Below are 26,365 nucleotides of genomic sequence, written 5' to 3' on the forward strand. Positions count from 1 at the left end.
TTATTCAGCCGCCGCCGACATGTCGAACTCATGGAATTCGCCGCGATAGGGCCTGGCCGTCGGCGGCAGCTTGCGCTTGAGGTAGTAGTCCTCGTATTTCAGCTGCCTGAGCAGGACCGGCCAGACCTCGCGATAGGCATGCCACATCGACGGGTTCGGCACGGGCAGGTCGTGCTTGATCAGCTCATGCAGCCTGGGCAGCGCATGATAGGGCACCATCGGGAACATGTGGTGCTCCACATGATAGTTCATGTTCCAGTAGATGAACCGGCTGATCGGGTTCATGTAGACGGTGCGCGTGTTGAGCCGGTGGTCGACGACATTGTCGGCCAGCCCGATATGCTGCAGCAGGCCGGTGGTCACCATGTGCCAGGTGCCGTAGAGGCGCGGCAAACCAATCAGCACCACCGGTATCCATGACCTGAGGACGACCGCGACAGCGATCGTCGCAATGTACACGGCAACATGCCACCGCGCGGCCGTCACGGCCTTTGCCCATTCCATTTCCGGAACATAGCTCTTTTCCTCGTCGGACAGCTTGCCGAAAGCCTGGCGCACGAGCGTCGGCAGCGAATAGCGGAAATCGAGGATGCCGGTGAAGGCCAGCGCTGCCTTCAACAGGTCCGGCGGCCGCATGACGGCGATCTCGGCATCGCGGCCGACGATGATGGTGTCGGTGTGGTGGCGGGCATGGCTCCAGCGCCACTGCACTGGATTGCGCATCAGCATGAAGGAGGCGATGTGGTACACGACATCGTTCATCCAGCGCGTGCGGAAGGCCGTGCCATGGCCGCATTCGTGCCAGCGCGAGTCGCTAGACGAGCCGTAGAGCACGCCGTAGATGAATAGGAACGGCACCACCCACCATGAGCCCCAGAACCATATGATGCCGGCGGCCGAGGCCAGGATCGCAACAATCCAGATGATGGTGTCGCGGATCGCCGGCCCGTCGGAACGCTGCATCAGCTCCTTCATCACCTTGCGGGGGACATGGGTGTGGTACCATTCGGCGGAGGCCAGGCCGGTCTCGATCGCGGCCCTGGTGCTTTCACCGACCAGGCTGTAATCCCGCTTTTTTGCCATCGTCTTCACACGGGCCTCCAAACTTCTCGCACCGCTCGCAATCCGGCCCGCCGGCCGGAGGGCTTGCTTTGAATACATGTCGCGCTCATGCCGGGCCCGCCAGTCTCCGGAAATTGCCGGAGGGCCGAGGATAATCCTGTTCGGGCTGGCGGGCGATTGCCGCAATCCTGGCTTCGGCGCCGGCGATAGCTTCCCTGCCGTCCAGGACCCGGAACACGGCATCGTAGGCGCGGCCTTCGTCATGCTCCAGCCAGATCATCTCGCCGCGTTCGCGCGCGGCGAGATCGCCGAGCACATGATGCGTCGATGGCTCGATGCCCAGCGCATAGTGTCCGGCCTGGAAATTCTGCCATTGATAGGCGCAAGGCAGCTGGTCTTTCCGCGTCACCATTTCGAAGCCGAGGCCGAGCCGGTCGTTGACCACCGCCACTGGTACCTCGCCCTTTCCATCGGCGTCCATTTCATGCTGCCAGACCTGTTCGCTGAACCCCATTCGCGGTTCCGGCACGGTGCGGTAGCCGACCTTCTGCGCCTCATAGCGCTCGCCGGCATGGCCGGCCCACACCACGTCGCGGATTGGCGCGAGGTAGCGCGAGCCCTCGTCAAGCAGGGGATGACTGACATTCACATGGTAAAAATACATATGCGGCGTGCGATTGAAGCCATGGTTCACGACGCGGTCGGACAGCCGGATCTCGTTGCCGCCGACATCCGCCTCGATCCGCCGGATCAGATGCAGATCCTCGCCGAACACCGCCGATTGCTGCACGATGCCTTCCGCCCACAGCACGCAGCGGTCGCCGTCCCACGCCTCACCGTAGCCGGTCAGCCGTGCCGGGATGGTGCCGACACGGCCATGCAGCGAATGGATCACGGTCTTCTTGCCGGGATAGTTGTAGTTCTCGGCCGGCACCTCTTCCCGACCCAGTATATGGTCGAGGCCGCAGGTGACCAGCAAACCGGAAAAGGAGCGTGCCCAGGCCAGCCCCCTTCCCCCTCATAGTCGTGAAGACCGGGGTTGCGAAAACCGCCCGGCGAGTGCCAGCCGATCGCCTGGCCCTTGAAGTCGCAATCGGCGATGTCGAGCGCGCGGTCGACGAGTGCGGTGAAGCGCAGGCCGGAGCCGGTGCGGAACTCCAGCATGCGGATACCGCGCTCCACCCCGTCGCCGAGCGTCATCAGCCGCACGCCGGCGAACTGCGACAGCATGCCGGAGCGTTCCGAGACCTGCCGGCGCGAGAGCGTCTTGCCGTAAAGCTCTACCATGCCGTCACTGCGCCCTCTTCATCAGAGCCGACAGGTCGGCGCCGGTGATGATGCTTTCCACGGTCAGCAGATCGGTATCGGCGACCGTCTGCTCGGCAACGATCTCGCCGCGGCGCATGACGATGATGCGGTCGGCAACCTCGAACACGTGATGGATGTTGTGGGTGATGAGCAGCACCGAATGGCCGGCCTGACGCATCTCCTTGACGAAGCGCAGCACGCCATGGGTTTCCTCGACGCCGAGATTGTTGGTCGGCTCGTCGAGGATAATCACCTTGGCGGCGAACTGCATGGCCCGCGAAATGGCGATCGACTGGCGCTCGCCGCCCGACAGCGTTGAGACCAGCGCGTCGGCGTCGAGTTTCTTCGAGATGCCGACGCGCTTCAGCAGGGAGGAGGCAGCATCGCGCAGCTTGGCGAGATCGAGCGGCGCAAACACGCCCAACCGTTTGAAATTGACCGGTTCGCGGCCGAGGAAGAGGTTGCGCGCGATACTGAGATCCGGCGCCAGCGACGTATCCTGGTGGATGGTCTCGATGCCGAGATCCATCGCGTCGCGCGTCGAGCGGATCGAAACCTTCTGCCCACGCACATAGATGTCACCGCGATCGACCGGGAAGACGCCGGAGATCGCCTTGATCAGCGTCGATTTGCCGGCGCCATTGTCGCCGAGCAGGGCCACTATCTCGCCTTCTCTCAGCGTCAGCGAGGCATTCTTCAGCGCGCGCACGCTGCCGAAGGATTTTTGCAGGTTCTGCAGCCGAAGCACTTCTTGCATCATAGTCAGCTCCTTGCCGCGTTTTTCTGCAGCAAAGCATGCAGGATGAGCATGGCGAGGATGATCACGCCGACGAAGATGTTGTAGGCGAGGCCGGGCACGCCGACGAGCACGATGCCGTTGCGGATGGCGCGCAGCATCAGCGCGCCGACGATGGTGCCCAGGATGGTGCCGCGTCCGCCGGTCAGCGCCGTGCCGCCAACCACCACCATGGCGATCACTTCGAGCTCATAGCCTGTGCCGGCCACCGGGGATGCGGCCGAAATACGAAAGGCGCTGATCATGCCGGCAAGCCCGGCCAGCACCGAGGTGGCGATGAACAGCCAGATCTTGACGGCGTCCGCCGGCACGCCGCGGGCCACTGCCGCGTTGCGGTTGGAACCGATGGCGCTGATCCAGTTGCCGAGCTTGGCATAGCGCAGCACGTAGATTGCCAGCAACGACAGGCCGACGAACCACCACAGCGAGGTGTAGAAGCGGAACGAGCCGATATTGAAGCTGCCGGCAAGCAGCGTCACGAAGAAGCCAGGCTGGTCCCACGACTTCAGCGGGAAACCCTGCGTGATGTAGAGGGCCGCGCCGCGCACGATCAGCAGCATGGACAGGGTCACCAGGAACGACGAGATGCCGATCTTGGTGACGATCACCCCGTTGATCGCCCCGATCGCGATGCACAGCAAAAGTCCAGCCAGAAGGGCGACGCCGATATCCACCCCGCCGTTCTGCACCAGAAGCATCACGACCACCGGCGCCAGGCCGAATACGGCACCGACCGACAGGTCGAACTCGCCGGCCGTCAAAAGCAGCGTCATGCCGAGCGCGATGATGCCGAGCTCGGGCAGGAACGCCATCATGTTGGAGATGTTGAGCGGCGACAGGAAATTGCCGTCCGCGATCGCGAATACCACGAGAAGGACGACGAGGATGATGAACGAGGAAAATTGCGGCGAGCGCATCAGCCTCGACCTGCTCCTGGCGCCTGCTGCGCCCTCTTCCGCGGTGACTGCCATGACGTTCTGAACCATGCTGCTTGCAAGGCGCCCGCCGCCGGCGCGGCGGGCGTCAATTTTCACTTCTTGTCGTAGAGTTTGAGGATCGGCTCGACGCTCGACGCGTCGTAGAGACCGAAAGTGTGGATGTCGTAGCCGATCGGCTCGCCCGAGGCGGCAAGCCCGAGCAGTGCTACCGGCATGAAGCCCTGCGCCGATGGGTACTGCCAGGCCGCAGCGTTGACGAAACCGTCCTGGACGGCTTGCGCCGTCTCCTTCGAATTGCCCCAGCCGACGACCGGGATCTTGCCGGCCGACACGCCGGCGCCGTCGAAGACCCGCTTGACGCTGGCCGCCACGGAATCGCCGAGCGCGATGATCGCCGGCGGATTGTTGGCAACCATATAGTCGGTCATCTTGGCGATGATGCCGGCCGGATCGGTGCCGCAATCAACCACGTCATACTTGATGCCGAGCGGGTCAAAGACGCTGGCGATGCCTTCGGTCTCGAGCTGCTGATAGCTGGCGCCGGGGACTTCGACCGGCAGGAAGACCTTATCCCCCTGCTTCACCATCTTGTGGTCGACAAGATACTTTGCCCAGATCGCCCCTGCCTCCTTCAGGTCGGCGCCGACATAGGCCTGCCGCCCCGTCGCCGGGTCGTCGGTGTTGAAGAACACGATCGGGATGCCGGCGGCCTTCGCCGCCTTGACCTCCTCGGTCCACAGGCCGGGCTGCGCCGACGTGGTGGCAATGCCGTCGGGCTTGGCGGCAAGCGCCGAATTGAAGGCTTCCTTCTGCGCCGCCATGTCGCCGCCGCTGAAGGAGATCTTGCAGGTCACCTTGAGCTGGTCGCAGGCCTTGGTAGCGCCGGCGTTCCAGTCGATCCAGAAAGCGTCCGACGGACCGCCATGCGACAGCAGATAGAATGTCTTCTGGCCGTCCTGTGCCTGCGCGGCCGACCCGAACGCGATGCCGGCGAGCACAGTCGCGGCGGCCGCCAATTTCAATGCAGATTTCAACATTGCTTTCCTCCTTGTTTGGAGCCGCGCCGCCATGCACAGGCGGCTCGGCCGGCCGTCACAGGCCGTTGGCGCGGAACTTACCGTCTAGGAATGTCTTGGCGCGCGGCACGTCGTCTTCCGACAGGTGCTCGATGATGACCGGAATGTTCGGGTGCTTCTCGGCAAGCCGCTGAAGATAAAGGTCGTAGTTGAGCGAGCCGAGGCCGGGCGCCGGCAGTTCGATCTCGCCGACGCCGCGGAAGGTGTGGCTTTCCATGGCATCCTCATCGCCGATGTCGGCGTGCTTTTCCGACTTGTCGCTGCCCGAGCGCTTGACGTCCTTGGCATGCGCTATCCTGATCTTGTCCGTCAACGTGTCGAACACCTGGTTCAGGATCTGGTCCATCCGGTCGATGTTGTGCGTCTCGAAATAGTTGGTCGGGTCCATCAGCAGGCCAAGGCCCGGGTGGTCGACCTGCGCGAACATCTTGACCGTCTCCTCGACCGAGCCGACGACGTTGTTGACATAGGTTTCGAGCAGGAAGACCGCGCCATGGTCATAGGCCGTCTGGGCAAGATCTGATATCACCTTGCGGCATTCCTCGAACCCCTCCTCGGTCTTGTTCTTGGGGTGGTGCACCCAGTCGGATTCGGTGTTGTAGGTGCCGGTTTCCGAGATCACGTAGGGCGAGCCGAAATGGCGGGCGTTGCGGATGATCTCCTTGAGGTAGCCGACGCGCTTGTCGCGCTCTGCCTTGTCGGGATGGATGATGTTGGTGTAGCCCGACACGCAGCAGACCGGCAGGTTGTGGTCGCGGAAGACATCGCGCACGGTCTTGGCCTTGTCCTTGGTGATCTGCCCGGCCGACAGGTCGATATCCCTGAAATGCAGGTCGAGCTGCACCGTGTTGAAACCGAGCCCGCGGATCTTCTTCGCCGTCTCTTCGAGGCCGTACGGGAAATAGCCCGTGAAAATACCTGCCTGCATCATGGTGTGAATTCCTCCCTGTAAGCGATTCAGTTACCAGTGATTTCAATTGATCGGGTTTGTCGAGATTTCGGAAAGCTTGACCGTGCGGCCCGAAGCGATCGAGCGATAGCCCGCCTCTACCAGCGCCATGGTCTTGACGTTGTCGGCGACGGAAAGCGCCGGTGGCGTGCCTGTCTTCACGGCGTGCTGGAGTTGTTCCATCACGCCGATGAAAGCATGCGGGAACCACATCGTGTCCCAGCTTGGGCTGACCCACTCGCCATCCGTCGTCTCGGCCGAGGCATAGGTGAGCGTGGAGGCCGCACCGGTCGGCCAGCCGATCGTGCCCTTGGCGACGCCCTTGGTGCCGTCGACGCGCCAGTTGATGTGCTGGTCGTCCTTGTAGCCTTCCTGGCGTGGGCCGGACCAGACATCCTCGAGCGACACGGCAAGCACGCCGGACGGGAAGCGCAGCGTCGAGACGGTGATGCCGTCGGTGTGTTCGAAAGTCGTGCGCGGATCCTTGCGCGTCAGCGTGGTGATCTCATCGGGATCGCCGAACAGGAAACGCAGCACGTCGAGATGATGCACGCTCATATTGGCAAGCGTCAGCCGGTCGTACTCCTCGAGGAAGCCTTGCCAGTGCGGGATCGCATGCATGTCGATCTGCGCGAAGACGACGTCGCCGAGCGCGCCGCTGTCGATGATCTGCTTCAGCACGCGCATCGACTGGTCGTAGCGCATGTTCTGGTTGACCGAGAGGATCTTGCCCGCCTTCGCCGCCTCGTCGCGCAGTTTCACCGCCTCCTCGACCGACAGCGCCAGCGGCTTCTGCGCCAGGATCGCCTTGATGTGCTTCTGCTCCAGCGCGTGGCGGATCAGCGCCGGCTGCTGGTCCGGCGGGAAAGCCAGGTCGATGATCTCGACTTGCGGATCCTCGATCAGTCGTTCCGGCGTGTCGTGGACGGTCGGAATGCCCCAGCGCGTGGCGACCTTCTGCGCATTCGCCCTTGTACGCGAAGCGATCGCCACGACAGGAAAGCCTGCTTCCTTATAGGCCGCGAGATGGCATTCAGCCATGATCATGCCGGCGCCGACGCAGCCGATCTTGAATTCGCTGGTGCGAACCTTCACGTCCGGCTCGAAGCCTTTGCCTGCCATGTCTTCCTCCCAGAATTCTGTCTTCGCGGCCGTCGTCATCTTGCCAACGCGCCTCCAGATGCTGGCAACCGGAGCCGCGGCATGCGGATCGGATCAGGCATTGGAATTCCCTCCCTCGGGGCCAATGTTTCCTCCACGAGCCCATGAGGGATATTGACGGCAGTCACGGGAGGCTGTCAACATCATGAATAATCAAAACACCTCACAATCTAGCAGAAAGGCGAAGGAATGCGTCATACCGGAATCCATACACCGCTCCTGATGCCTCCATTTGATGGGAAATCTATCTTCCCACGGCGATGCGATCCTGCCGGGCGATCTGATTTAGCCCGGCGGCTTGCGCATCGGCCAAGGCCGGATACATCATTTCCCATCAGAATCGCGGATGGCGAAGAGCAGTCGCCACCCGGCCGGCGGTCGGCATTGCGTGATCCTAATGCATTGAGGAGATGAAAGACGGTGCGTTCCACCCTGACTGACATCGCCCGGGAAGCCGGCGTTTCCGCCGCCACCGTCGACCGTGTTCTCAACAACCGTCCGGGTGTGCGGGCGCGCACGCGCGAAATCGTGCTCGAAATGGCGCGGCGTCTTGGCTACATCGCCGAAGGCGCGAACGGGGCGCCTCTCAAGCCCTTGTCCGGCGATGTCATCCGGCTCGACTTCGCGCTGCCGGCCGGCACCAATTCCTTCATCAAGATGCTGCATCGCCACATCGAAGCCCAAGCCTTGGTGCGGCCGAATCTCGATGTCCACATCGCCACCATAGAGGGCTTCAATCCCGACCGGCTCGCACGCCTTTTGCAGGATCTGCGCGGCCAGACTCAGGGCGTCGGCGTCATCGCGCTCGACCATCCGACGGTGCGCGAGGCGATCCGCTCGCTGTCGGCCAACGACGTCAAGGTGGTGACCATCGCCTCCGACATCCTGCATGTGCCAAGGGTCGCGTATATCGGCATCGACAACCGCGCCGCCGGACGGCTGGCGGGCTATTTGCTCAACCGTTTCATGGGGTCGGAACGTCCTGGCAAGGTGGCGCTGTTCGCCGGCTCGCTCTCCTATCGCGGCCATGAGGAACGCGAGATGGGATTCCGGCACATATTGGCCGAGGAATCGCCCAATCTGGAGATCGTCGAAATGCGCGAGATGCTTGACGACCGCGAAAAGGCCTATTCGGAGGCATCAGCCCTTCTGGAGCGGCACCCCGACCTGGCCGCGATCTACAATGTCGGCGCGGGCAACACCGGCATTGCCCGCGCGCTCAAGGAGCGCGGCCGTGCGATATCGATGGTTTTCCTCGGCCATGAGGTAACCGAAGGCACCAAGGAGCTTCTGCTCGACGGCACGCTCGACGCGGTCATCGACCAGAACCCGCGCGTCGAAGCGCGCGAAGCGCTCAACACCTTGACCCACGCGGTCCGGAGACTGCCTTACGAATTGCACCAGCCGAGGCTCCAGGTGATCTTCAAGGAGAACATCCCGGAGATCTGACACTCTCTGAAATGGAGCGGCGCCGGAACCCCTGCCCGTTCAGCACGCCCGCTACTGGACGGCTGCGACTTCCGCGCCGGCCGCGTCGACAAAGCTCTTGTCGATCCATTTGCCGTAGTCGATCGAGCCCTTCAAAAGCCCGGCACCGGCCATGAATTTCTCTTCGCCCTTGAGCGCCTCGATCGCATCGTCGGTCAGCCTCGGATCCTGGTGGAAAACGCCGTCCGCATAGGTCTTGCGTACCGATTTCTCCGACGACTTGGTCGCCTCGACGAATGTCTTGATCGTCTCGTCGGGATGGGCATCGGCCCAGCGCGAAATCTCGATGTCGACCTTCAGCAGCCGCTTGACCAGGTCGGGATATTTCGCCGCGAAGGCACCGTTGACCGAAATAACGTTCGGCACGTTCCATTCCGGATGGGTGCTGGTGTCGAAGAGCACCCGTGCCTCGCCGGTGTCGACCAGCTTGGCCGCGGTCGAATCCGTTTCGACGAGGGCGTCGATGTCGCCGCGCAGCAGTGCCGGGCCGGATGCCTCGAAAGGCAGGTTCAATCCCTCGACATCACCGGTCGTCAGGCCGACGCTGTTCAGCGCTTTGCTGAAATTCGAGTGCCGCACCGTACCGGTGAGATAGGCGACCTTCTTGCCTTTGAGGTCCTGCAGCGTCTTCAGTGGAGAGTCGGATTTGACCACGATATACGAGCCGCCCGACCGCACATAGCTCGACAGGCCAATCAGCTTGACATCGGCGCCGGAGGCGGCGACGCGCAACGCGGGATTGTTGCCAGTATAGGTGAATTCGATGGCGCCTGTCGCAAGCGCCGTCGTCGCCTCGGAGCCGCCATTGAAGGTGACAAGTTCGACCTTGATGCCGTCCTTGGCGAACTCCTTTTCCCACCAGCCGTCCTTCTGTGCGAGGACGAATTTGAGGTGCCCCGGCGCGGTGCTGCCGATGCGGATGAATTCGGGCTTGTCCTGCGCGAAGGCGGGCATGCCGCCAAGGCCGATGACGACGGCAATGGCGCCCTTCAGGAACAGCCGGCGAAATCCGTCGAATGCAATGTTGGACATGAGGAAAATCCTTGCTGATTGGAATGAGTGAACGGCTCAGATGAGCGAGGACTCGGACTGGCCTTTCCAGGCGGTCGCCCAGCGCTCGAACCAGACGAGCAAATAGTTGACGGTGAGCCCGATGACGGTCAGCGTCAGGATGCCGGCATACATGTCCGCCGTTTCCATCATCAACTGCGAGTTCTGAATAAGGAAACCGAGGCCGGATTTGGCCGCCAGCATCTCGGCGCCGATCACCGCGAACAGCGACGACTTCACCGCCAGCCTTGCGCCGGCGACAACAGAGGGGATGCTGGCCGGCAGGATAACCTTCCGGAACAGGTCGAAGTCAGACGTACCCATCGAGCGCGCCGCCTTGATCAGCAGCGGATCGACCGACTTGACGCCGCTGATCGTGTTGACCAGCAGAAAGAAGACCGAGGAGTAGAAGGTGATCGCCACCTTCGATTCCTCGCCGATGCCGAGCAAAAGGATGAACACCGGAAGCAGCGCGAATTGCGAGGTGTTGCGCAGCGTCTGCACAAGCAGGTCAGAGACCTTCTCGAACAGCGAGTAGCGCCCCATCAGCAGGCCGAGCGGAACGGCCACCACCACGCCGAGAGCGAAGCCGATCGCAGCGCGCTGCAGGCTGATGCCGATATGTTCGACCAGAACGCCCGAGGCGAGCAGGTTCCACCAAGCGACCAGCACCTCGCTCAGCGGCGGAAAGAAGATGCGGTTCAGCCAGCCGAGCCGTGGCGCGATTTCCCACACGAGAAAGAACAGGCCGAGCAGCGGCAAGCCGTAAAGGAAAGTCCCGTGGCTCGTCCCTTTGCGCCGGACCTTGGCACTGTGGGCGGTGATGGCCGGGACTCTTGCGGCGGCCGCCGTCTCGCCGGCGCCGGCAAACAGATGAAGAGCGCCGGCAGGGCCGAACTTTTCGGTAAGATAAGCCATGGCTCTACCTCCTCAATGACTGAAGGCTGGCGACAGCGTCCAGTCCTTTTGCGCCTTGTTGACCTCATCGCGCAGCGCGTCCCAGACGCGGCCGCGATATCCGTTGAATCCGGCGCTGGCGCGGATGTCCCCGTCGCGCGGCCGTGGCAGGTCGATGTCTATGATCTCCTTCACCGCGCCCGGCCGCGCCGTCATCACCACCACGCGGTCAGCGAGGAAGATTGCCTCGTCGATCGAATGGGTAACGAAGATCACTGTTGTCTTGATCTTGCCCCAGATCCGCAGCAACTCGCCCTGCAGGAGCTCGCGCGTCTGCTGGTCGAGTGCGGCGAAGGGTTCATCCATCAAAAGCACTTCCGGGTTGCTCGCCAAGGCGCGGGCGATCGCCACGCGCTGCTGCATGCCCCCGGAGAGCTGGTTGGGGAAACGGTCCTCGAAACCGGCAAGACCGAACAACGACAACAAATGGCGCGCCGTCACCGTGCGCTCGGCCTTGGCGACGCCACGCACCTCCAGCACGTATTCGATGTTGGCCAGCGCCGTGCGCCAGGGAAACAGCGCATATTGTTGGAAGACATAGCCGGTCTTAGGATCCGGCCTGGTGATGCGCCGGCCGTCGAGCTGGACATCGCCGCCGCTCGCCTGCGTCAGCCCGCCGATGATGTCGAGCAGCACAGATTTGCCCGAGCCGCTCGGGCCGACCAAAGTGATGAACTCGCCTTTGCGGATCGAAAGATCGACGCCGTCGAGCACGGTGACGCGGTCGGTCTCCTCGCCGTCGACGGTGACGAACTGCCCCGGCTTGAGCAGAAAGGTCTTCTTGATATCGCTGACGACGATGCGGTCCATCTCCTGTCGCTTCCTATTGCGCCACGCGGATGCGGTGCGTCGGGTCGAATTCAGAGCCGCCGGCCTTGCCGCGCTTCCAGCCGAGCGCGCGGGCGTAGCCGCCGAACAGTTGACGTGCCTCGACCTGCGCTTCCGTGATGCCGGTCGGCCCCTCGGCGAACTCGGCCACGTAAAGCGCGTCGGTCGGGCAGTAGATTTCACAGAGAAAGCAGGTCTGGCAGTCGTCCTGACGGGCGATCACAGGCGCGCCGTCCTTGGTAGCGTCGAACACATTGGTCGGGCACACCTTGACGCAGATGTCGCATTCGACGCAGCGCGCGGCCGAGACGATCTCGATCATGACGCCAGCTCCGCCAGGCGCTCCGGCGCCCCGGCAATGCGGAAGTCGTCGACGCCGGTGATGACCAGCCGATGCGCGAGGGCCGGGTTCTTGCCCTGCAGATCGGTGCGCCGATGCATGCCGCGGCTTTCTGTCCGATGCAGCGCGGCCGCCACCGACCAGCGCCCCGCGGCGGCGATCGAGGCCGCCTCGCGCGCGCGGACCCGGTCCACCCCTTCGCCCCGCAGATGGTCGCGCACGTCGCGCCAGACACTCTCCAGCCGCCCCCGGCTTTTCTCCAAGCTCTCGCCGTTGCGGAAGAAATTTTTGTCGAGCGGCGTCACCTCGTTGCGCACCGCCTCGATGACCTCGCCTGCAGCGATGTCGGCACGCGGCGAGGCCGCCGGGCGCAGGCCGGCCTGGCCGAGTGGTTCGACGGTGTCGCGGAACGCCCTGCCGCCGCGACGCTTCGAATGGGTCGAGGCGCCCTTGCCCGCCCACCAGCCGCTGGCCAGCGCCCAGGAGGAATTGACGGCGCCGCCGCCCGATACCGCTCCGGTCATGATCTCGCGGCTGGCGGCGTCGCCTGCGACATAGAGGCCGGGCACGCCGGTGGCGCAGTCGTCGGAGACGATGTCGATGCCGCCGGTACCGCGTACCGTGCCTTCGGCGCGCAGGGTGATGCGGAACAGCTCGGTGAATGGATCGACACCGGCGCGGTCATAAGGCACGAAGCAGTTCGGCTGCCCTTGGCGCAACCAGCCTTGCAGCGCTGGTTCCGCTTGATCGAGGCGCGCATAGACCGGTCCCCCGATCAATGCGCGCGCCACCTCGTCCTCGCGGTCGCCGATGCCGTTGCGCAGCGGCTCACCGGCAGGGCCCAGGATCGGCGATCCATCCTCGCGATGGAACGAGGCCCAGCGGAACGGCAGCCCCTTGTTCAGCGAAGATCCAAAGGGCGCCAACGTGTATTTGCCGGTAAACTCCATGCCCGACAGGCTGGCGCCGGCCTCCGCCGCCATCAGATAGCCGTCGCCGGTCAGTCCAGTCCCGCCGAGGATGCGCTCACGGAAAGCGCAGCCGCCGGTCGCCAGCACCACTGCGTTGGCGTCGACGCGCCAGTCCTGGCCGGCCTGCCGGCCGATACCGGCCGCGCCTACGACGGCATCGCCATCCGACAGGAGTTCCAGCGCCGGATGATGGTCGAGCACGGTAACGCCAGCCAGAAGCACACGGCGGCGCATGAAGCGCATGTAGTCGGGCCCGCGCAGATTGGCGATGTAGAGCCGGCCGTCATCCTCGCTCGGGAACGGATAGCCCCACTCGGAAAGCCTGAGCAGGTTGCGATAGGCCGTGTCTACGCAGCGCAGCATCCAGCGCTGGTCCGCAAGCTCGCCGGTGCGCTGCCAGCGTCGCTCGACCACCGCATGCCTGTTGTCGCCCGGCGGTACGCACCAGGTACCCGTATTAGACGGCGCGGTGGCGCCGCTGGTGCCGAGATAGCCCTTGTCGGCCAGCACCACCTGCGCGCCGCTTTCGGCAGCGGCGACCGCCGCCCAGGCTGCGGACGGGCCTCCGCCCAGCACGAGCACGTCGGCCTGGAGTTGCAGCCTGTCGGACGCGGATTTTTGAGGCATGGACATGGATGCTCTGCGAAGGAGTGCGAGGCGCTAAGCAGCGCGCGCAGCGCCCGAGAACCACGCCGGCTCATTGCCGGCGCTCCATTTGATGTTGCAGCCGATCGACGGCACCTGGTCGGCGGCGGGCCTGCCGCCCTCCAGCACCGCGTCGACCGCCGCGCGCAGATCGGCGCCCGTCACCGCCTTGCCGTTGCCCGGCCGCGCATCGTCGAACTGGCCATGATAGGCAAGCCGTCGGTCGGCGCCGAACAGGAAGAAGTCGGGTGTACAGGCCGCGCCATAGGCTTTCGCCGTCTGCTGCGAGGCATCCTTGAGATAGGGGAAGGAATAGCCGAATTTCTCCACTTCCTCGCCGATGCGGGCCAGCGTCTCTTCGGGATGCGCCTCATGGTCGTTGGCATTGATGGCCACCACTTGCAGCCCCTTGCCCGCATATTCCCTGGCGAAAGCGGCAAGCTGCTCGCGGATCAGCACGACGAAAGGGCAGCGGTTGGAGATGAAGGCGACGAGCAAGGCGGGCTTTGCATCGAAATCGCCGAGCCGGTGCAGCACGCCTTGGGCGTCGGGCAGCAGGAAATCGGCCGCTTTGGTGCCAAGCTCGATCGAGTTGGATTCTGTCTTCGGCATTGATGCGCTCCCTTCTTGCTGCCGCTCAGACGGGCCATGCCGTGCAGCGCCGGACGAAGTTAGTCTATCAATTTAGTAGAATTATAGGCTAGACAACCCGCCTCCGGTCAACCGCGCCGCTTGGAATATCCTGCCAATGTTTCGGGCCGGGCGAAAAGTTTGTTCGAACGGAAGGCCGTTTTGAAAGAAATGAGATTTGGCGGGGAGCGAAGCGCCAACTGCCTTCGTCGTCCGCGTCGAGCTTGGTCAGGAAACGGTTTCCTTGCGGACAATTGCCCTGTCCCCGCCGACATCGATCGCGATCCGCTCGCCGGAAACAATGCCGTCAATCTCGCAGACCACCAGCGGCATGCTGATCCCGTAGAGAAATTCCGCGACGATGGCGCCCACTGCCAGGATCGGGTCAGGCCGTTCCAGGAGGATGCCGGCCGGCGCCGTGCCCCTGCGGATTGCCTCGGCCAGCACCGAGGATGAAGACGAGGAACCGCGCCCGCTCGGCATGATCAGGATTTTCCCGGCGACGTTCTGGCCGAGGCCAGGATGCGAGTGATCCGTTATGTCGCCTGTCGTGGCATCAACGCCGCCCCAGAAGCTCAGCGGTTGCGAGAATACCAACGCCCGACCCTCGGCACTCCCGGCCAGTTGGAAGGTGCCGGATCGCTGGACGACGCCCGGTTCCACCGGCGCGGTCATGACGCGCCCCGCACGACATGCCCCACCGCGGCGGAGCGGATGCAATCCGCCATATCCGCGAACGCAACCGTCACGCCGATATTGCCCGGAGCGTAATGCGCCCATTTGCCGGAATTGGTCATCACCACGCCGTCGAGCCGTTCCAGAATCGCAGTGACATAGGTGCAGGTGTCGGCGACGGGGATCAGGCCGAACGCCTGTGTGCCATCAAGCGCGCCCTCCTCCTGCAATCGCGTCAGCGTCGCGCGACCGGTGTTGACATAGATCGGGATGCCCCTGCCCGGCGCGATGGCACGCAGCAAGGGCAGCAGGCGCATCCATTCCGCATGCGAGAAATGCGGAGTGCCCAGCGACACGGCCGCCAGCGGCGCCCCGTCGGGTACGCGCGACAGCTTGGCCAGTGCATGATCGATCTCGGCGCGCGTGATGCGGATCGTCTCTTCCGGCGCTTGACCATGGAACGCCTCGTCGAGCGTTCCCGCTTCCGGCGTGATGCCGACCGCATGGAACAGCGCCACGGCGCCGGTAGTCGCTGCTGCCGCGCCCAGCGCCTTCAGCTGGTCCTCGTCGCGCGGCCGTGGCAGACCTGTGACAACCGGAACGCGATCGCCGCTGGGTTGCCCGATGATCAGTCCGACGCCGACGAACAGGGCGTCGCTCGGCTCTGGCTCAGCAAAGTCCAGCTCGAACAGGATGCGGCCGCGCCGGTTCTCGCTCAGATGCAGGCCCCAGGCCGGCGCGCGGCCCGTCATGGCGCAGCACAGGTCGATGAAATCGCCATAGCGGTTGGTGCGCGCGCCGATCACCGAATTTGCAAACACGATGGCGTTGGATTCGCCCCAGGCGATCTGCTGCCCGAAACCGGGCCGGAACCGCGTCTGGTAGGGCGCGCAGGTGAAGGTCGCCTGGCAGCCGAGCTCGATATGCGCCTTCATCAGCCGCCGCGCCGGCGCTTCCTCCGCCGCCGGCATCTTCACCATGCCGGGATGGATGAGATCGAATGAGCCGACATTGAGCGTCGTCGGCACCTGCACGCGGCCGCCGCCCTCGACCAGCCGTTCGACGAAATCGAGCCCTGCCGTGCCATGGTAGAGGCAGCCATCGATATGGGCGCCGGCAATGTCGAGGAGGCTGTCCGCTCCGACGGCTTTGGAAAAGGCGACGAGGATCTTCATGGCCGCGGCCGCCGACGGCCCTTGCTCGCCGTCGAGCATGGATTGGTCCTCGGCAGTCAATTCCAACGTCATTGCCGCTCTGGCCCCTACTCGATCTTATGGCGCGAAGGAACGCCAGCAGTTCAGTGAACTACCCCGCAGGGATCAACACCGTGCTCTCCGGCGACCAGCGTAGTACGACATGCTGACCTTCCGCCAGCCTGTCAGCGCCGGTGTTCTGGACGATGACCTTCAGCGTCTGGCCGGCACGCTCGACAAAGTAGGTGCTGTTGTTGCCGGCGAAGATGCGTTTGCAAACCTGGCCCTTCAGTATGTTGGCATCGCCGTCCGAAGTTCCGGCATCCAGGGCAATCCGAATACGCTCCGGACGCACGGCGCAGCTTGCCTTTGCGCCGGCGGCAAGCCTGGCGCCGGCCCCGGCGGCGATCGTCGTGCCGTCCGCCAAGCGGATGCCGTTGCCGGTGGTATCGCCGCGAAAGATGTTGGCATCCCCGAGGAAGATGGCGGCGAATTCGCTTTTCGGCCTGTCGTAGATCTCCTCCGGCGGCCCTTCCTGCACCAGCCGGCCATCGCGCAAGATACCGATGCGGTCGCTCATCGTCAGCGCCTCTTCCTGGTCGTGGGTGACGAAAATGGTTGTGATGCCGATCTCGCGCTGGATGCGCTTGAGCTCGATTTGCATGTCGACGCGCAGCGCCTTGTCGAGCGCGCCGAGCGGCTCGTCGAGCAAAAGCACGCGTGGCTTGGTGACGATGGCGCGCGCCAGCGCGACCCGCTGGCGCTGGCCGCCGGAGAGCTGATGCGGCTTGCGACCGCCGAGCGAGCCGAGCTGAACGAGGTCGAGCGCGCGTTGCACCTCGGTGGCAATCACCGCCTTGGCCTCGCCGCGCACCGACAGGCCGAAGGCGACATTGTCGGCGACGCTCATATTGGGGAACAGCGCGTAGTTCTGGAACACCATGCCGATGCGCCGCTTCTCGACCGGTACCCGCTCGACGCTCTCGCCGCCGATGGCGATGCGGCCGCTGTCGGGAAAATCGAAGCCGGCGATTTGCCTGAGCAGCGTGGTCTTGCCGCTGCCTGATGGCCCAAGCAGCGCGTAGAAGCCGCCATCGACGAAATCGATCGAGACGTCGTCCAGCGCCTTGTGCGCGCCGAAGCTGCGCGAGACGTTTGATACCTGGACGCCCGCCATTATTTCTCTCCGCCGAATTTGAAGAAGCGCGCTGTGAGCAGCATCAGCGCCATCGACACCACGATGATGATGGTGGAGACCGCGTTGATCTCGGGCGTGAAACCCTTGCGGATCGCGGCGTAGATCTCGACCGGCAGCGTCGTCTGCCCCGGCGTCGCCAGGAAGTAGGACACCACGAACTGGTCGAACGACACGGCGAACGCAAACAAGCCGCCCGCGATCACACCCGGCATGATCCAGGGCAGCGTAACCCGGTTCGTCACCTGCCACTGATTGGCCCCGAGCGAGCGTGCCGCCTCTTCCAGCTCCGGCGCGAAGGTTTGCAGCCGGGCCGAGACGACGACGATGACATAGGGCAGCGCCAGCGCGACATGGCCGAGCAGGATGGCGAACAGGCCGCGTCCAATGCCGATGCCGAAGAAGAAGATCAGCATCGCCGTGCCGGTGATCAGCCAGGGAATGGCGATCGGTGGGAACAACAGCGCCTGCAGGAATTTCTTGCCGCGGAATTCATTGCGGTAGAGCGCCAGGGACGCCGCCGAGCCGAGCACGGTCGAGATGACCGTGGTGATGACGGCGATCTCGATGCTGTTCCAGGTGGCGGCGATGAGCTGGTCGTTCTGCCACAGCGAGGCGTACCATTCCGTCGTCCACTCGAACGGCAGCTGGTAGAATGGCGAGACGTTGAACGACATCAGCGCCATGATAATGATGGGCAAATACAGGAAGGCGAGCAGCACCGCGATATAGAGGTGGCCGAGCCACTCCAGGATACGTGTCGTCGCCATCACGCCACCCTCCGCAGCACCGGTGCGGCCAGCGCCAGAATGATCAGCACGACGGCCAGCAGAATGAAGGAGAGTGCGGCCCCCAGCGGCCAGTTGAACACGGCGACGAACTGGTCCTCGATCACCGTGCCGTAAAAGGTACCGCTGCGGCCGCCGAGGATCCGCGGCTCCATGAAGGAGCCGACGACGGGCACGAATATGAGGGCCGCGCCCGCCACCAGGCCCGGCATCGATAGCGGGATGATGACCCGCTTCAGCACCTGCAGCCGCGAGGCGCCGAGCGAGCGTCCGGCCTCGAGCAATGAATCGTCGATCGCCTGCAAAGTGAGATAGCAGGTCAGCACCATGTAGGGCGCATAGGAGTGCACCAGTCCGATGATGATCGCCGGATAGGAATACATGAGGTCGATGTTGATCTTGAACGGCAGCACAGCGTTGAGCGCGGTGTCGAGAATGCCGCCTTCGCGCAAAACCATCGCCCAGGAGAAGATGCGCACCAGCCCGTTCGACCAGAACGGCAGGATGACGAGCAGGAAGATCGCCTCGCGGCTGCGCCCCTTCAGCACCTTGGCCAGTACATAAGCCGCGGGATAGCCGATGACGATGCACCACAAGGTCACCTCGAGGCCGAGGCGCAGCGAGGCAAGCAGCAGTGTCACGTACAGGCTTTGCGAGAAGAAGGCGGCGTAGTTGCCAAGCGTGAACGCCCACGGCTTTCCCGTCAGCGGCAGGTCGGTCATGAACGAGAAGAACACCATGGCCGACAACGGCAGGAAGATCGCCACCGTCAGCCAGAGATAGGCGGGCGCCAGCAGCGGCAGTGCCGACCTCAGCCCGCCGCGCACTGCGACCGCACCCTCTGCTGCCATGCTATCCTCCTCCCCGGATTGGAAGGACCAACCGGCGCGAACGCCGGCTGGCCCTGGCGCGGGTTTTACTTCACGTCGACCTTGAGCTGCTGCCAGAGCGCCAGATAGGCCTTGCGCTGCGCATCGGTGATCGGAGCCTGGAACTGGATGCGCTTGGCGACTGTGGGATCACCCATCACCTTGCGGTTGAACGAATCCTCGGGCAACGCTTCCACCGCCTTGGTGTTGGCCGACACCGGTGCACCGACCTTGGTGACCCATTCGACATAGAATTTCGGATCGATCATGTAATTGATGAAGGCTTCGGCGCCCGCGACATTCTTGGAGCCGACCGGGATGGAGAAGGCGTCCAGCCAGGCGACGGCGCCTTCCTGCGGGATCACGAGCGAGACCGGCAGCTTGAAATGCGTCTTGGCGCGGTCGGCCGAACCGCTCCAATAGGTGCCGATGTCGATCTGGTTGGAAGCCACCATCTGGTTCCAGTCGTTCTCCGAGCTCCAGAAGGTCTTGATCTGCGGCATCAGCGAGGTGAGCTTCGTCTTGACCGCGTCCATATCCTTGATGTCGTTGATGTTCTGGCCCGTCGCGATGGCGCCGAACTGCACCGCCTCGACGGCGTCGTCGCGGATGACGACGCGGCCCTTGTGGGCGGGGTTCCACATTTCGGCGATCGACGTCGGCGGCTTGTCGAAGGACTTTTCGTTGATGGCAAGGGCGGTCAGGCCCCACACCCACGGCACGCCATAGACCTTGCCGTCATGGTCGAGCATCGGCGAGTTCGCCTTGTCCTTGCTGATATCGGCATAGTTGGGCAGCTTGGAGGTGTCGATCGGCTGGATCAGCTTTTCAGCCATCGCCTGGTCGTTGAAGGCGGCGTTGATCATGACGACGTCATAGAGGCCGGGATTGGTGCGGATCTTGGTCAGCATTTCCTGTTCGGAATTGAAGAAGTCGTTGACCACCTTATGGCCGGTCGCCTTCTCGAAGGCGGCGATCGCCCATGGCTCGTCGGCGCCGTAGCCCTTCCAGTTGAGCACGTGCACTTCATCGGCCTTGGCGGCAAAAGTAAGTGCGGAGGTGAAGACGGCCGTCGCCGTCAGCAGGGCAGTAAAGTCAGGCATGCGCATGTTCGTTCCTCTCTTTTGTTTGCCCGCTTCCCGGGCTTAATCAGGCTGTCTGATGGGCCTTCCGGTTCTGGCCTCGCGCGCCGGTCGAGCCACCGTCGGCATGGCTCAGGAAAGTCCGGATCTCCGCGTCTGTGGGCGCGGATGAACCGCCATGGCGAGTGACCGAAATGGCCGCCGCCGCATTGGCGTAGCGCGCCGCCTCGAAAGGCAGCATGCCGCGCGCGAGCGCACTTACGAAGGCGCCAATATGAGTGTCGCCGGCGCCGTTGGTATCGACCGCCGCCACCTTGAAACCGGGAATGGTCCCGGCGGAACCGTCCGCCAGTCGGATATGGCAGCCCCTGGCGCCGCAGCGGATGACGACGCCGTCGGCCTTGGGACAATGATCGGCAAGCAATCGCGCCGCAAGGGCGTCGGCATCGCCCGGGCCGGCAATGTCGGCGGCTTCCGTCGTATTGCAGCTCAGCCAGGTCGTGCGGGCGAGCACCCGCGACAGGGTGGCGCGCGAAATGTCCGAAACGACCGGCGTCGGGTCGAAGACAAGTGGAATGTCCGCCGGCAGCGTCTCGATCCAGTCGGTGAGCGCGTCGCGGCTGCCGGGATAGCTCAGCGTATAGCCTGACGTGAACACCCAATCCTCGGTCGAGACCAGCACCGGAGCCATCATGTCGGGGCTGAGCACGCTCTCCGCCCCCGGCCACGACACGAAGGTGCGTTCGGCATCGCTGGAGATCATGGCGACGCAGTTGCCGCTATCCATCAGAGGCGAAGGCTGCGTCAGAATGTTGATATCTTCGACGGCGAAGGCGGCGCGCAGGAAGTCGCCATTGGGTCCGCTGCCGAGTTGGCCTGCGAATACCACCTTCATCCCGGTGCGGATTGCCGCGACCATCATGTTGAAACCGCCACCGGCGACCTGCGCATAGCTCGAAGCCGTCTTCTCCGTGCCCGGCGCCGGCAAGGCATCGATACGGTAGACATAGTCGACCACCGCGCTACCGATATGGACGAGACGCGCGCTCATGCCGCCGCGTCCTTGCCGGGGCCGGCCTGCTCCAGGCGACTGTTCGAGGTCCGCGCCGCGACGAGATCGGCGGCGAGCGCACGAACGCCCGCCATGTCAAAGCCTTTGAGGCGGGCGATGCGGTCCTGCGGCAATCGTGAAAGGCCGGTGCAGGCGCCGGCCATGCCTGCGGCGATGGCGCCGATCGTGTCGGTGTCGCCGCCGAGATTGGCGCTGATGACCGCCGCTTGCCAAGCATCGCCGCCGGCGACCTCCAGCACAGCAAAAGCGGCCGGAACGGACTCCTGGCTGGCAACGCCGGTGCCGACCAGATCGGTGATCAGCCGGACCGCATCTTGCGGCGCCTTGCCGCGAACCAGATCCTGCGCCCAGGCGACGCGCGCGGCGATGTCACCGCCGGTCACCCAGTGGCCGTGTGTAGCCCCCCGCCTCGCCGCCGCGACAGCGCTGTCGGACGCGGCGCGCCAGTCGCCGCCGGCGATGCCGCGGCTGACGGCGGCCGCGACCGCCGCGGCGGAGGCAATGGCGATCGAGGTGTTGTGTGTCGCCCGGCAGGTCTCGGCCACCTTGTCGACGAGCGCATCCAGCGGCTCCGGCTGCATCATAATGCCGACTGGCGCGATGCGCATGGCCGCGCCGTTGGTGTCGCCGCCGCGCCCAGCCTCCTCGGCTGGCACGCCCTTGTTGATGGCGTCGATGGCACGCTTGGTCGACGGTCCCAACAGATCGTAGCTGCCGCGCGCCTTGACCTCGCGCTCCCAGTCGAGCAGCGCGTTGACCCAGCGCGCATGCTCAAAGCGGGCGCCTGAGGCAACCAGGATGCGGCCGAGCAGCAGCGCCTGCTCGGTATCGTCGGTGATAGTCCCGGCCGGCAGCCCTTTCGACACCGGATGATCGGCAAAGGGCGCGACGAAATCCTCGACATGGCCGTAGAGTTCGGCGATGCGCTGAGGCGACAGAAGCTGCGTCGGCATGCCGAGCGCGTCACCCAGCGCCCCGCCGACGAGCGCACCCATGGCGCAGTCCATCTCAAGCTCGTTCTCCGGCATCGCTCAGAACCTCATATGCAGCGCGAAATGGGCGGGATTGAGCAGGCTGGTGACATATTCGACCGGCCGCTCATCGGCCGCGCGCGTCAGGCGACGGCCACGCAGGAAGGGTGTGCCTTGCGCGCAGCCGAGGATAGCGGCGTCATGGGCGTTCAACATCTCGATGTCGACCCACTCCTCGCCATGGTCGGGTACAAGCCCCGCTTCGCGCAGCGTCTGGTGCAGCGAGCCTTCGCGCAGGCCGCGCAGCGGCACGTCTTCCAGCTCGGGCGACAGCGGCAGGCGGCTGCGTTCGATGGAGATGGCATGGCCGTCGCTGGCATTGGTGCGAACCCGGTCGACGGCGATGAAGAGGGGGCTTTCGATGCCTAGCAGCACGGCAAGCTCGGGGTCCTCGATCACCTCCAGTCGCAGCGTCCGGGTATCGGCGTTGGCGCCGGCATTGGCCAGCGCGCGCGACCATCCGATCGCATCATCGACAGGCTTGCCGTCAAAGGTGACGAAGGATCCGATGCCGACCTTTGTGGTGATCAGCCCGCGGCTGGACAGTTCCTCCAGCCCCTTGCGCACCGTGTTGCGGCTGACGGAAAAGCGTTGGACGAGTTCATTTTCGCTTTGCAGACGGTCGCCGAAACCCAGCACGCCGGAACGGATCTCGTGTTCGAGAACGGTGGCGATCTGCTCGGGCTTGCCCGTGCCGGGAGACAGTTTGATCGCGCTCCGCTTCATATAAGTACCTGTATAGTGAACCTGTCTAGTCTTGTTTAATCTCTCCTCGTATAGCGGGCTTGTCAATGGGACGGGTCATGTGCCCCGATGCACTGCTTTCGACGATCAGCCGGCCGCAGGCGGCAACGAAGAAGGAATTTCCCCAGTGCTGGACGCGTCGCACCGTGTCGCGATCCTGCTGCGGTGACCCTACCGGCAGAAGAAGGAAAGCCCGCTCCGGGAACCGGGGCGGGCCTTGGAGGAGGACAAGGGTGGGACCTCTCCTCTTGCTTTCCACGGGGGGTGTGGACCGAAATCACCTTACGGGAGTTTCGCCAGACGCCGGATCACAAGCCTGTTTGCCCGCATCACGATCCGGTGCGCGCCGGCATCGACATGGTCACAGGATCGCGATCAGCGGCCAACGCATGTCGCCCCAAAGCGGTTCTCGACTTGTGAGAACGACGTGCACGACGCGCTTAAATGCGTCCGAGCACGACCAGAATAATGACGATCAGCAACACAAGCCCTAGCCCGCCGCCGCCATAATAACCGGTTCCGTAGAACGGACCGCCGCCGAGGCCGCTGAAGCCGCCGAGCAGGGCGAGGATAAGGATGATGATAAGGATGGTTCCAAGACTCATGGCTTCCACTCCCGCAGGCACTTGTGCGCCGGTTCCGGCACTTCTGGGTTGAGAATGTTGCTCACAGACAACGCTTTGAACGCGTTCGCGTTCCACCTAATGCAGGACGTCGAGAAGGCGACGGCGCAATTCGTGCAGCAGTCTTGCCGCAACGGCGGGCTTTCCGACCGGCCAACGCGCAGGATACGATACAGCTGAAGGTACGTGATCACGACGTGGACGGCGAGATTGTAGAAGGATAAAGCCGACAGCAAAAACAGGCAGTTGAGCGTCAAGATCGGATCCACTTCGACTTATCTCGATCTTGCATCGTCAGATCTGTGAGAGCGGATTTGCAATTCATGCTTGCATTTCTGGAACAAATAAGGAACAGTAGGGAACCTAGCTGCCAAGGCGGATTAAAGTTTTGGGGGGACCAGCGATATGATGAGGTGGAAGGATGCGCGGCTCCTCGCCGCCGCGATCGCGATGACAAGCCTTGCGCCCGACCGGTGGCCCTCAGCCGGGCTTGGCGCCGCTCTCGCCCGGAACACGCCTGCGCTCGCAGCCGAGAAGGATTATGCAGCCTGCTTCGGCGAGGACATCGAGCCGGACAAGCGCATTGTTGCCTGCTCCGCGATTGCGGAGGACGCCGCAGAGCCGGCGCGCAGCCGCGCCACAGCCTATTTCCAACGGGGCGTCGCTCTCGGCGACCAGAAGCAATACGACCGATCGATCGCCGACTACAGCGAGGCGATCGCGCTCGATCCGAACGACGCTTCCGCGTATCTCAACCGCGGCGCCGACTGGTTCAGCAATGGAGACGACGACCGTGCGATCGCGGACTTCAACATCGCCATCAGCCTGGAGCCGTCTTCCAGCGATGCCTACAGCAACCGTGGCCTCGCCTTCCTGCACAAGGGCAAGATCGACGCGGCCATCATCGATTTCCAACAGGCAATCGAGGCGGACCCTCAGAATGGCAAGGCGCATGCGGGCCTGGGCATCGCCTGGGACAGGATGGGCGACCCGAAACAGGCCCTGGCCGAGTATGACGAGGCGGTCCGTATCGATCCCAACAACATATTGGCCAATGTCAAACGCGGTATCGCCCGCGCCGCCGAGAGTGAGTTCGATCCCACTGTCACCGATGACGATGCTGAACAGGCGCCCGGCGAGGACTTATCCGCCGCCAAGGATACGACCAGCAATCGCGCAGCCGCAAAGACCTTGATCGAGCGTGCGGGGATGCGGCTGTCGAAATATGGCCTCGAAGGCGCGCTTCTCGATTTCGACAAGGCGATCAGCCTCGATCCCGACAATGCGGACGCCTATCTCGGGCGCAGCCGCGCAAGGACACTCAAGGGAGACAGCGCCGGAGCGGCGGCGGATTGCCTGCGCGCCATCGAGCTTGATCCGACGCGGGCAGGAAGCTGCGGCGCTCAGCTCGCCGCCGACCAAAGCAAGCCGGCACCGTTGCCGGACACCCAACAGCAAAAGCAGCGAGCCGTCGTTCCGGATATCACTGCTACCCAAGACACGCTGGCCGCAAGGGTTCTGGAGGCGACTGATCCGCGCGCCCTCGAAGCGATCCTTGGCGGCGATGCCTTCCTGGACATGGGCAAGTACGATCAGGCGATCGGCGCCTACAACAAAGCGATTGCGCTCGATCCGAACAACCGGTTCGCCTATTACGGCCGCGGCAAGGCCCAGGCCGCCAAACGCGTTTACGAGCAAGCGATCGCCGATTACGACACGGTCATCCAGCTCGCCCCCAATTTTGCTGCGGCTCATTCTCGCCGGGGCCTCGCCAAGATCACGTCAGGCGATGCCGAAGGCGCTCTTGCCGATTGCAGCCGGGCTTCAACACTCGATCCAAAAGCGCGCGACGCCTACTTCTGCATGGGCATGGCCTGGCACGCCAAGGGCGACGCGGGGCGCGCGATTGCCGCCTATTCGGTAGCCATCGAGATCGATCCGAAAGACGACGCCAGCCATTACGGGCGCGGCATGGCGCGTGCTGACAGGAAGGACTATGACGAGGCAATCGCCGACTTCGGCCAGGCGATCAAGCTCGATCCCGACAATCGCGATTACGCGGTCGCCCGCAAGGCGGCTGTGGCTGCGAAGGGACAGGGCGATATGGCGGCCGCCACGCTCGGCGCCGTCAGCTCGGCGGCGGCCACCGCCAGTTCAGCCGCCGGTTCGGCCGCACCGAGCGATACTGATTCGGCCGCCAAGGCGCTTTTCGCCAAGGGTCGGAGGCTGCATGAGAAAAATGACTATGACGGCGCCATAGCCCTGTATGGCAAGGCGATCGCACTGGTCCCGGCATTTCATGACGCCTATCTGGCCCGGGCCATGGCTTGGGAGGCCAAGAACGATTATGCTCATGCTGTTGCCGATTACACGCAGGCGATCGCGATCAATCCGAATATAGCCGAGACCTACTACAGTCGCGGCCAGAACCTCAGTTTCCAGGAAAACTACGACGGGGCGTTTGCCGACTTCGAAAAGGCCATCAATCTCAACCCCGCGGACGCAAGGGTCTATGCCGATCGAGGCCTCCTATGGATGGGAGGGCACGAGGACGTCGCCGCGCTGCACGATTTCGAAAAGGCCATCAGCCTCGATCACAAGAACCCCTTTGGCTATTTCGGTCGAGGCGTGATCCGAACCAGCAGAGCGGATTATGAAGGGGCCATCGCGGATTTCAGCCAGGCGATAAGGCTTAAGCCGGATTTCGCAACCGCCTACGAGGCGCGGAGCCGGGCGTGGGAAGCCAAGGGCAACCGCAAGCGTGCTCAGGCCGATCGCAAGAAGGCACTGAGCCTTGGGGTAGATTAGACGGGCTTTTCGGGAGGGCGCGGATTTTGCGTTGGAGTGGTTTGGGCGTAATGGCAGTCGCCGCTCTGTGCTTTATTGCGGTAAAG

General features: G+C 63.8%; 25 protein-coding genes and 1 pseudogene. 2 read left to right on the forward strand and 24 right to left on the reverse strand.

Features of this window, described 5'->3' with window-relative positions:
* The 7 genes and pseudogenes from ACIU1A_RS15115 to ACIU1A_RS15145 form a co-directional block, all read right to left on the reverse strand.
* Positions 1-1,083, reverse strand: a complete 1,083-nt coding sequence (locus ACIU1A_RS15115) for a fatty acid desaturase family protein (protein ID WP_404927923.1) — start codon at positions 1,081-1,083, stop codon at positions 1-3.
* Positions 1,084-1,168: 85 nt separating this feature from the next.
* Positions 1,169-2,349 (reverse strand): annotated as a pseudogene (locus tag ACIU1A_RS15120) (aldose 1-epimerase family protein).
* Between the two features lie 4 nt (positions 2,350-2,353).
* Positions 2,354-3,130: an ATP-binding cassette domain-containing protein gene (locus ACIU1A_RS15125; protein ID WP_404927623.1), complete on the reverse strand. Its 777-nt coding sequence runs from the start codon at positions 3,128-3,130 to the stop codon at positions 2,354-2,356.
* A 2-nt stretch (positions 3,131-3,132) separates the two neighbouring features.
* Positions 3,133-4,152 (reverse strand): ABC transporter permease, encoded by a 1,020-nt coding sequence (locus ACIU1A_RS15130; RefSeq protein ID WP_404927924.1) that lies wholly within the window; start codon positions 4,150-4,152, stop codon positions 3,133-3,135.
* Positions 4,153-4,196: 44 nt separating this feature from the next.
* Positions 4,197-5,141: a substrate-binding domain-containing protein gene (locus tag ACIU1A_RS15135; protein WP_404927624.1), complete on the reverse strand. Its 945-nt coding sequence runs from the start codon at positions 5,139-5,141 to the stop codon at positions 4,197-4,199.
* A 55-nt stretch (positions 5,142-5,196) separates the two neighbouring features.
* A complete protein-coding gene (locus ACIU1A_RS15140) occupies positions 5,197-6,111 on the reverse strand; it encodes a sugar phosphate isomerase/epimerase (RefSeq protein ID WP_140499891.1) in 915 nt (304 codons plus the stop codon).
* A 42-nt stretch (positions 6,112-6,153) separates the two neighbouring features.
* Positions 6,154-7,251, reverse strand: a complete 1,098-nt coding sequence (locus tag ACIU1A_RS15145; protein WP_404927625.1) for a Gfo/Idh/MocA family protein — start codon at positions 7,249-7,251, stop codon at positions 6,154-6,156.
* Positions 7,252-7,710: 459 nt separating this feature from the next.
* Here ACIU1A_RS15145 and ACIU1A_RS15150 point away from each other — a divergent pair, with 459 nt between their 5' ends.
* Positions 7,711-8,739: a LacI family DNA-binding transcriptional regulator gene (locus ACIU1A_RS15150; protein WP_404927626.1), complete on the forward strand. Its 1,029-nt coding sequence runs from the start codon at positions 7,711-7,713 to the stop codon at positions 8,737-8,739.
* A 51-nt stretch (positions 8,740-8,790) separates the two neighbouring features.
* On the opposite strand, the gene ACIU1A_RS15155 is transcribed toward ACIU1A_RS15150, so the two are convergent.
* The 17 genes from ACIU1A_RS15155 to ACIU1A_RS15235 all read right to left on the reverse strand — a co-directional run bounded on the left by ACIU1A_RS15155 (position 8,791) and on the right by ACIU1A_RS15235 (position 23,728).
* On the reverse strand, positions 8,791-9,810 hold the full coding sequence (locus ACIU1A_RS15155) for an aliphatic sulfonate ABC transporter substrate-binding protein (RefSeq protein WP_140582289.1): 1,020 nt from the start codon (positions 9,808-9,810) through the stop codon (positions 8,791-8,793).
* A gap of 36 nt (positions 9,811-9,846) precedes the next feature.
* Positions 9,847-10,746 (reverse strand): ABC transporter permease, encoded by a 900-nt coding sequence (locus ACIU1A_RS15160; RefSeq protein WP_404927627.1) that lies wholly within the window; start codon positions 10,744-10,746, stop codon positions 9,847-9,849.
* Positions 10,747-10,758: 12 nt separating this feature from the next.
* Entirely contained in the window at positions 10,759-11,595 is an 837-nt protein-coding gene (locus tag ACIU1A_RS15165; protein WP_404927628.1) for an ABC transporter ATP-binding protein, read from the reverse strand.
* A 13-nt stretch (positions 11,596-11,608) separates the two neighbouring features.
* Positions 11,609-11,935 (reverse strand): ferredoxin family protein, encoded by a 327-nt coding sequence (locus tag ACIU1A_RS15170; protein ID WP_140499901.1) that lies wholly within the window; start codon positions 11,933-11,935, stop codon positions 11,609-11,611.
* Entirely contained in the window at positions 11,932-13,557 is a 1,626-nt protein-coding gene (locus ACIU1A_RS15175; protein WP_404927629.1) for an FAD-binding protein, read from the reverse strand. The genes ACIU1A_RS15170 and ACIU1A_RS15175 overlap by 4 nt, the downstream gene beginning before the upstream one ends.
* Positions 13,558-13,584: 27 nt before the next feature.
* Entirely contained in the window at positions 13,585-14,181 is a 597-nt protein-coding gene (locus ACIU1A_RS15180; protein ID WP_404927630.1) for a thioredoxin family protein, read from the reverse strand.
* Between the two features lie 246 nt (positions 14,182-14,427).
* The gene (locus ACIU1A_RS15185) at positions 14,428-14,874 is read right to left on the reverse strand and encodes an aconitase X swivel domain-containing protein (RefSeq protein ID WP_140521548.1); all 447 of its coding nucleotides are present in this window, start codon (positions 14,872-14,874) and stop codon (positions 14,428-14,430) included.
* Positions 14,871-16,121: an aconitase X gene (locus ACIU1A_RS15190; RefSeq protein ID WP_404927631.1), complete on the reverse strand. Its 1,251-nt coding sequence runs from the start codon at positions 16,119-16,121 to the stop codon at positions 14,871-14,873. The genes ACIU1A_RS15185 and ACIU1A_RS15190 overlap by 4 nt, the downstream gene beginning before the upstream one ends.
* A gap of 58 nt (positions 16,122-16,179) precedes the next feature.
* Positions 16,180-17,244 (reverse strand): ABC transporter ATP-binding protein, encoded by a 1,065-nt coding sequence (locus ACIU1A_RS15195; RefSeq protein ID WP_404927632.1) that lies wholly within the window; start codon positions 17,242-17,244, stop codon positions 16,180-16,182.
* A complete protein-coding gene (locus ACIU1A_RS15200) occupies positions 17,244-18,032 on the reverse strand; it encodes an ABC transporter permease (RefSeq protein ID WP_404927633.1) in 789 nt (262 codons plus the stop codon). Before ACIU1A_RS15200 ends, ACIU1A_RS15195 begins: the two co-directional genes overlap by 1 nt.
* On the reverse strand, positions 18,032-18,901 hold the full coding sequence (locus ACIU1A_RS15205; protein ID WP_404927634.1) for an ABC transporter permease: 870 nt from the start codon (positions 18,899-18,901) through the stop codon (positions 18,032-18,034). Before ACIU1A_RS15205 ends, ACIU1A_RS15200 begins: the two co-directional genes overlap by 1 nt.
* 65 nt (positions 18,902-18,966) lie before the next feature.
* On the reverse strand, positions 18,967-20,028 hold the full coding sequence (locus ACIU1A_RS15210; protein WP_404927635.1) for an ABC transporter substrate-binding protein: 1,062 nt from the start codon (positions 20,026-20,028) through the stop codon (positions 18,967-18,969).
* A 40-nt stretch (positions 20,029-20,068) separates the two neighbouring features.
* Entirely contained in the window at positions 20,069-21,052 is a 984-nt protein-coding gene (locus ACIU1A_RS15215; protein ID WP_404927636.1) for a PfkB family carbohydrate kinase, read from the reverse strand.
* Complete coding sequence (locus ACIU1A_RS15220; RefSeq protein WP_404927637.1) at positions 21,049-22,101, reverse strand: ADP-ribosylglycohydrolase family protein; 1,053 nt, start codon at positions 22,099-22,101, stop codon at positions 21,049-21,051. Before ACIU1A_RS15220 ends, ACIU1A_RS15215 begins: the two co-directional genes overlap by 4 nt.
* A gap of 3 nt (positions 22,102-22,104) precedes the next feature.
* A complete protein-coding gene (locus ACIU1A_RS15225; RefSeq protein WP_140561063.1) occupies positions 22,105-22,830 on the reverse strand; it encodes a GntR family transcriptional regulator in 726 nt (241 codons plus the stop codon).
* 458 nt (positions 22,831-23,288) lie between these two features.
* Positions 23,289-23,453, reverse strand: coding sequence for a DUF3309 family protein (locus ACIU1A_RS15230; RefSeq protein ID WP_023757858.1), 165 nt, complete (start codon positions 23,451-23,453; stop codon positions 23,289-23,291).
* Positions 23,450-23,728, reverse strand: a complete 279-nt coding sequence (locus ACIU1A_RS15235; RefSeq protein ID WP_404927638.1) for a hypothetical protein — start codon at positions 23,726-23,728, stop codon at positions 23,450-23,452. The genes ACIU1A_RS15230 and ACIU1A_RS15235 overlap by 4 nt, the downstream gene beginning before the upstream one ends.
* 148 nt (positions 23,729-23,876) lie before the next feature.
* Here ACIU1A_RS15235 and ACIU1A_RS15240 point away from each other — a divergent pair, with 148 nt between their 5' ends.
* Positions 23,877-26,279 carry a tetratricopeptide repeat protein gene (locus ACIU1A_RS15240; protein WP_404927639.1) on the forward strand — a complete coding sequence of 801 codons (2,403 nt, stop codon included), beginning with the start codon at positions 23,877-23,879 and terminating at the stop codon, positions 26,277-26,279.
* Positions 26,280-26,365: the final 86 nt, after the last annotated feature.

The organism is Mesorhizobium maamorense, from assembly GCF_044998965.1.
Classification (GTDB): domain Bacteria; phylum Pseudomonadota; class Alphaproteobacteria; order Rhizobiales; family Rhizobiaceae; genus Mesorhizobium.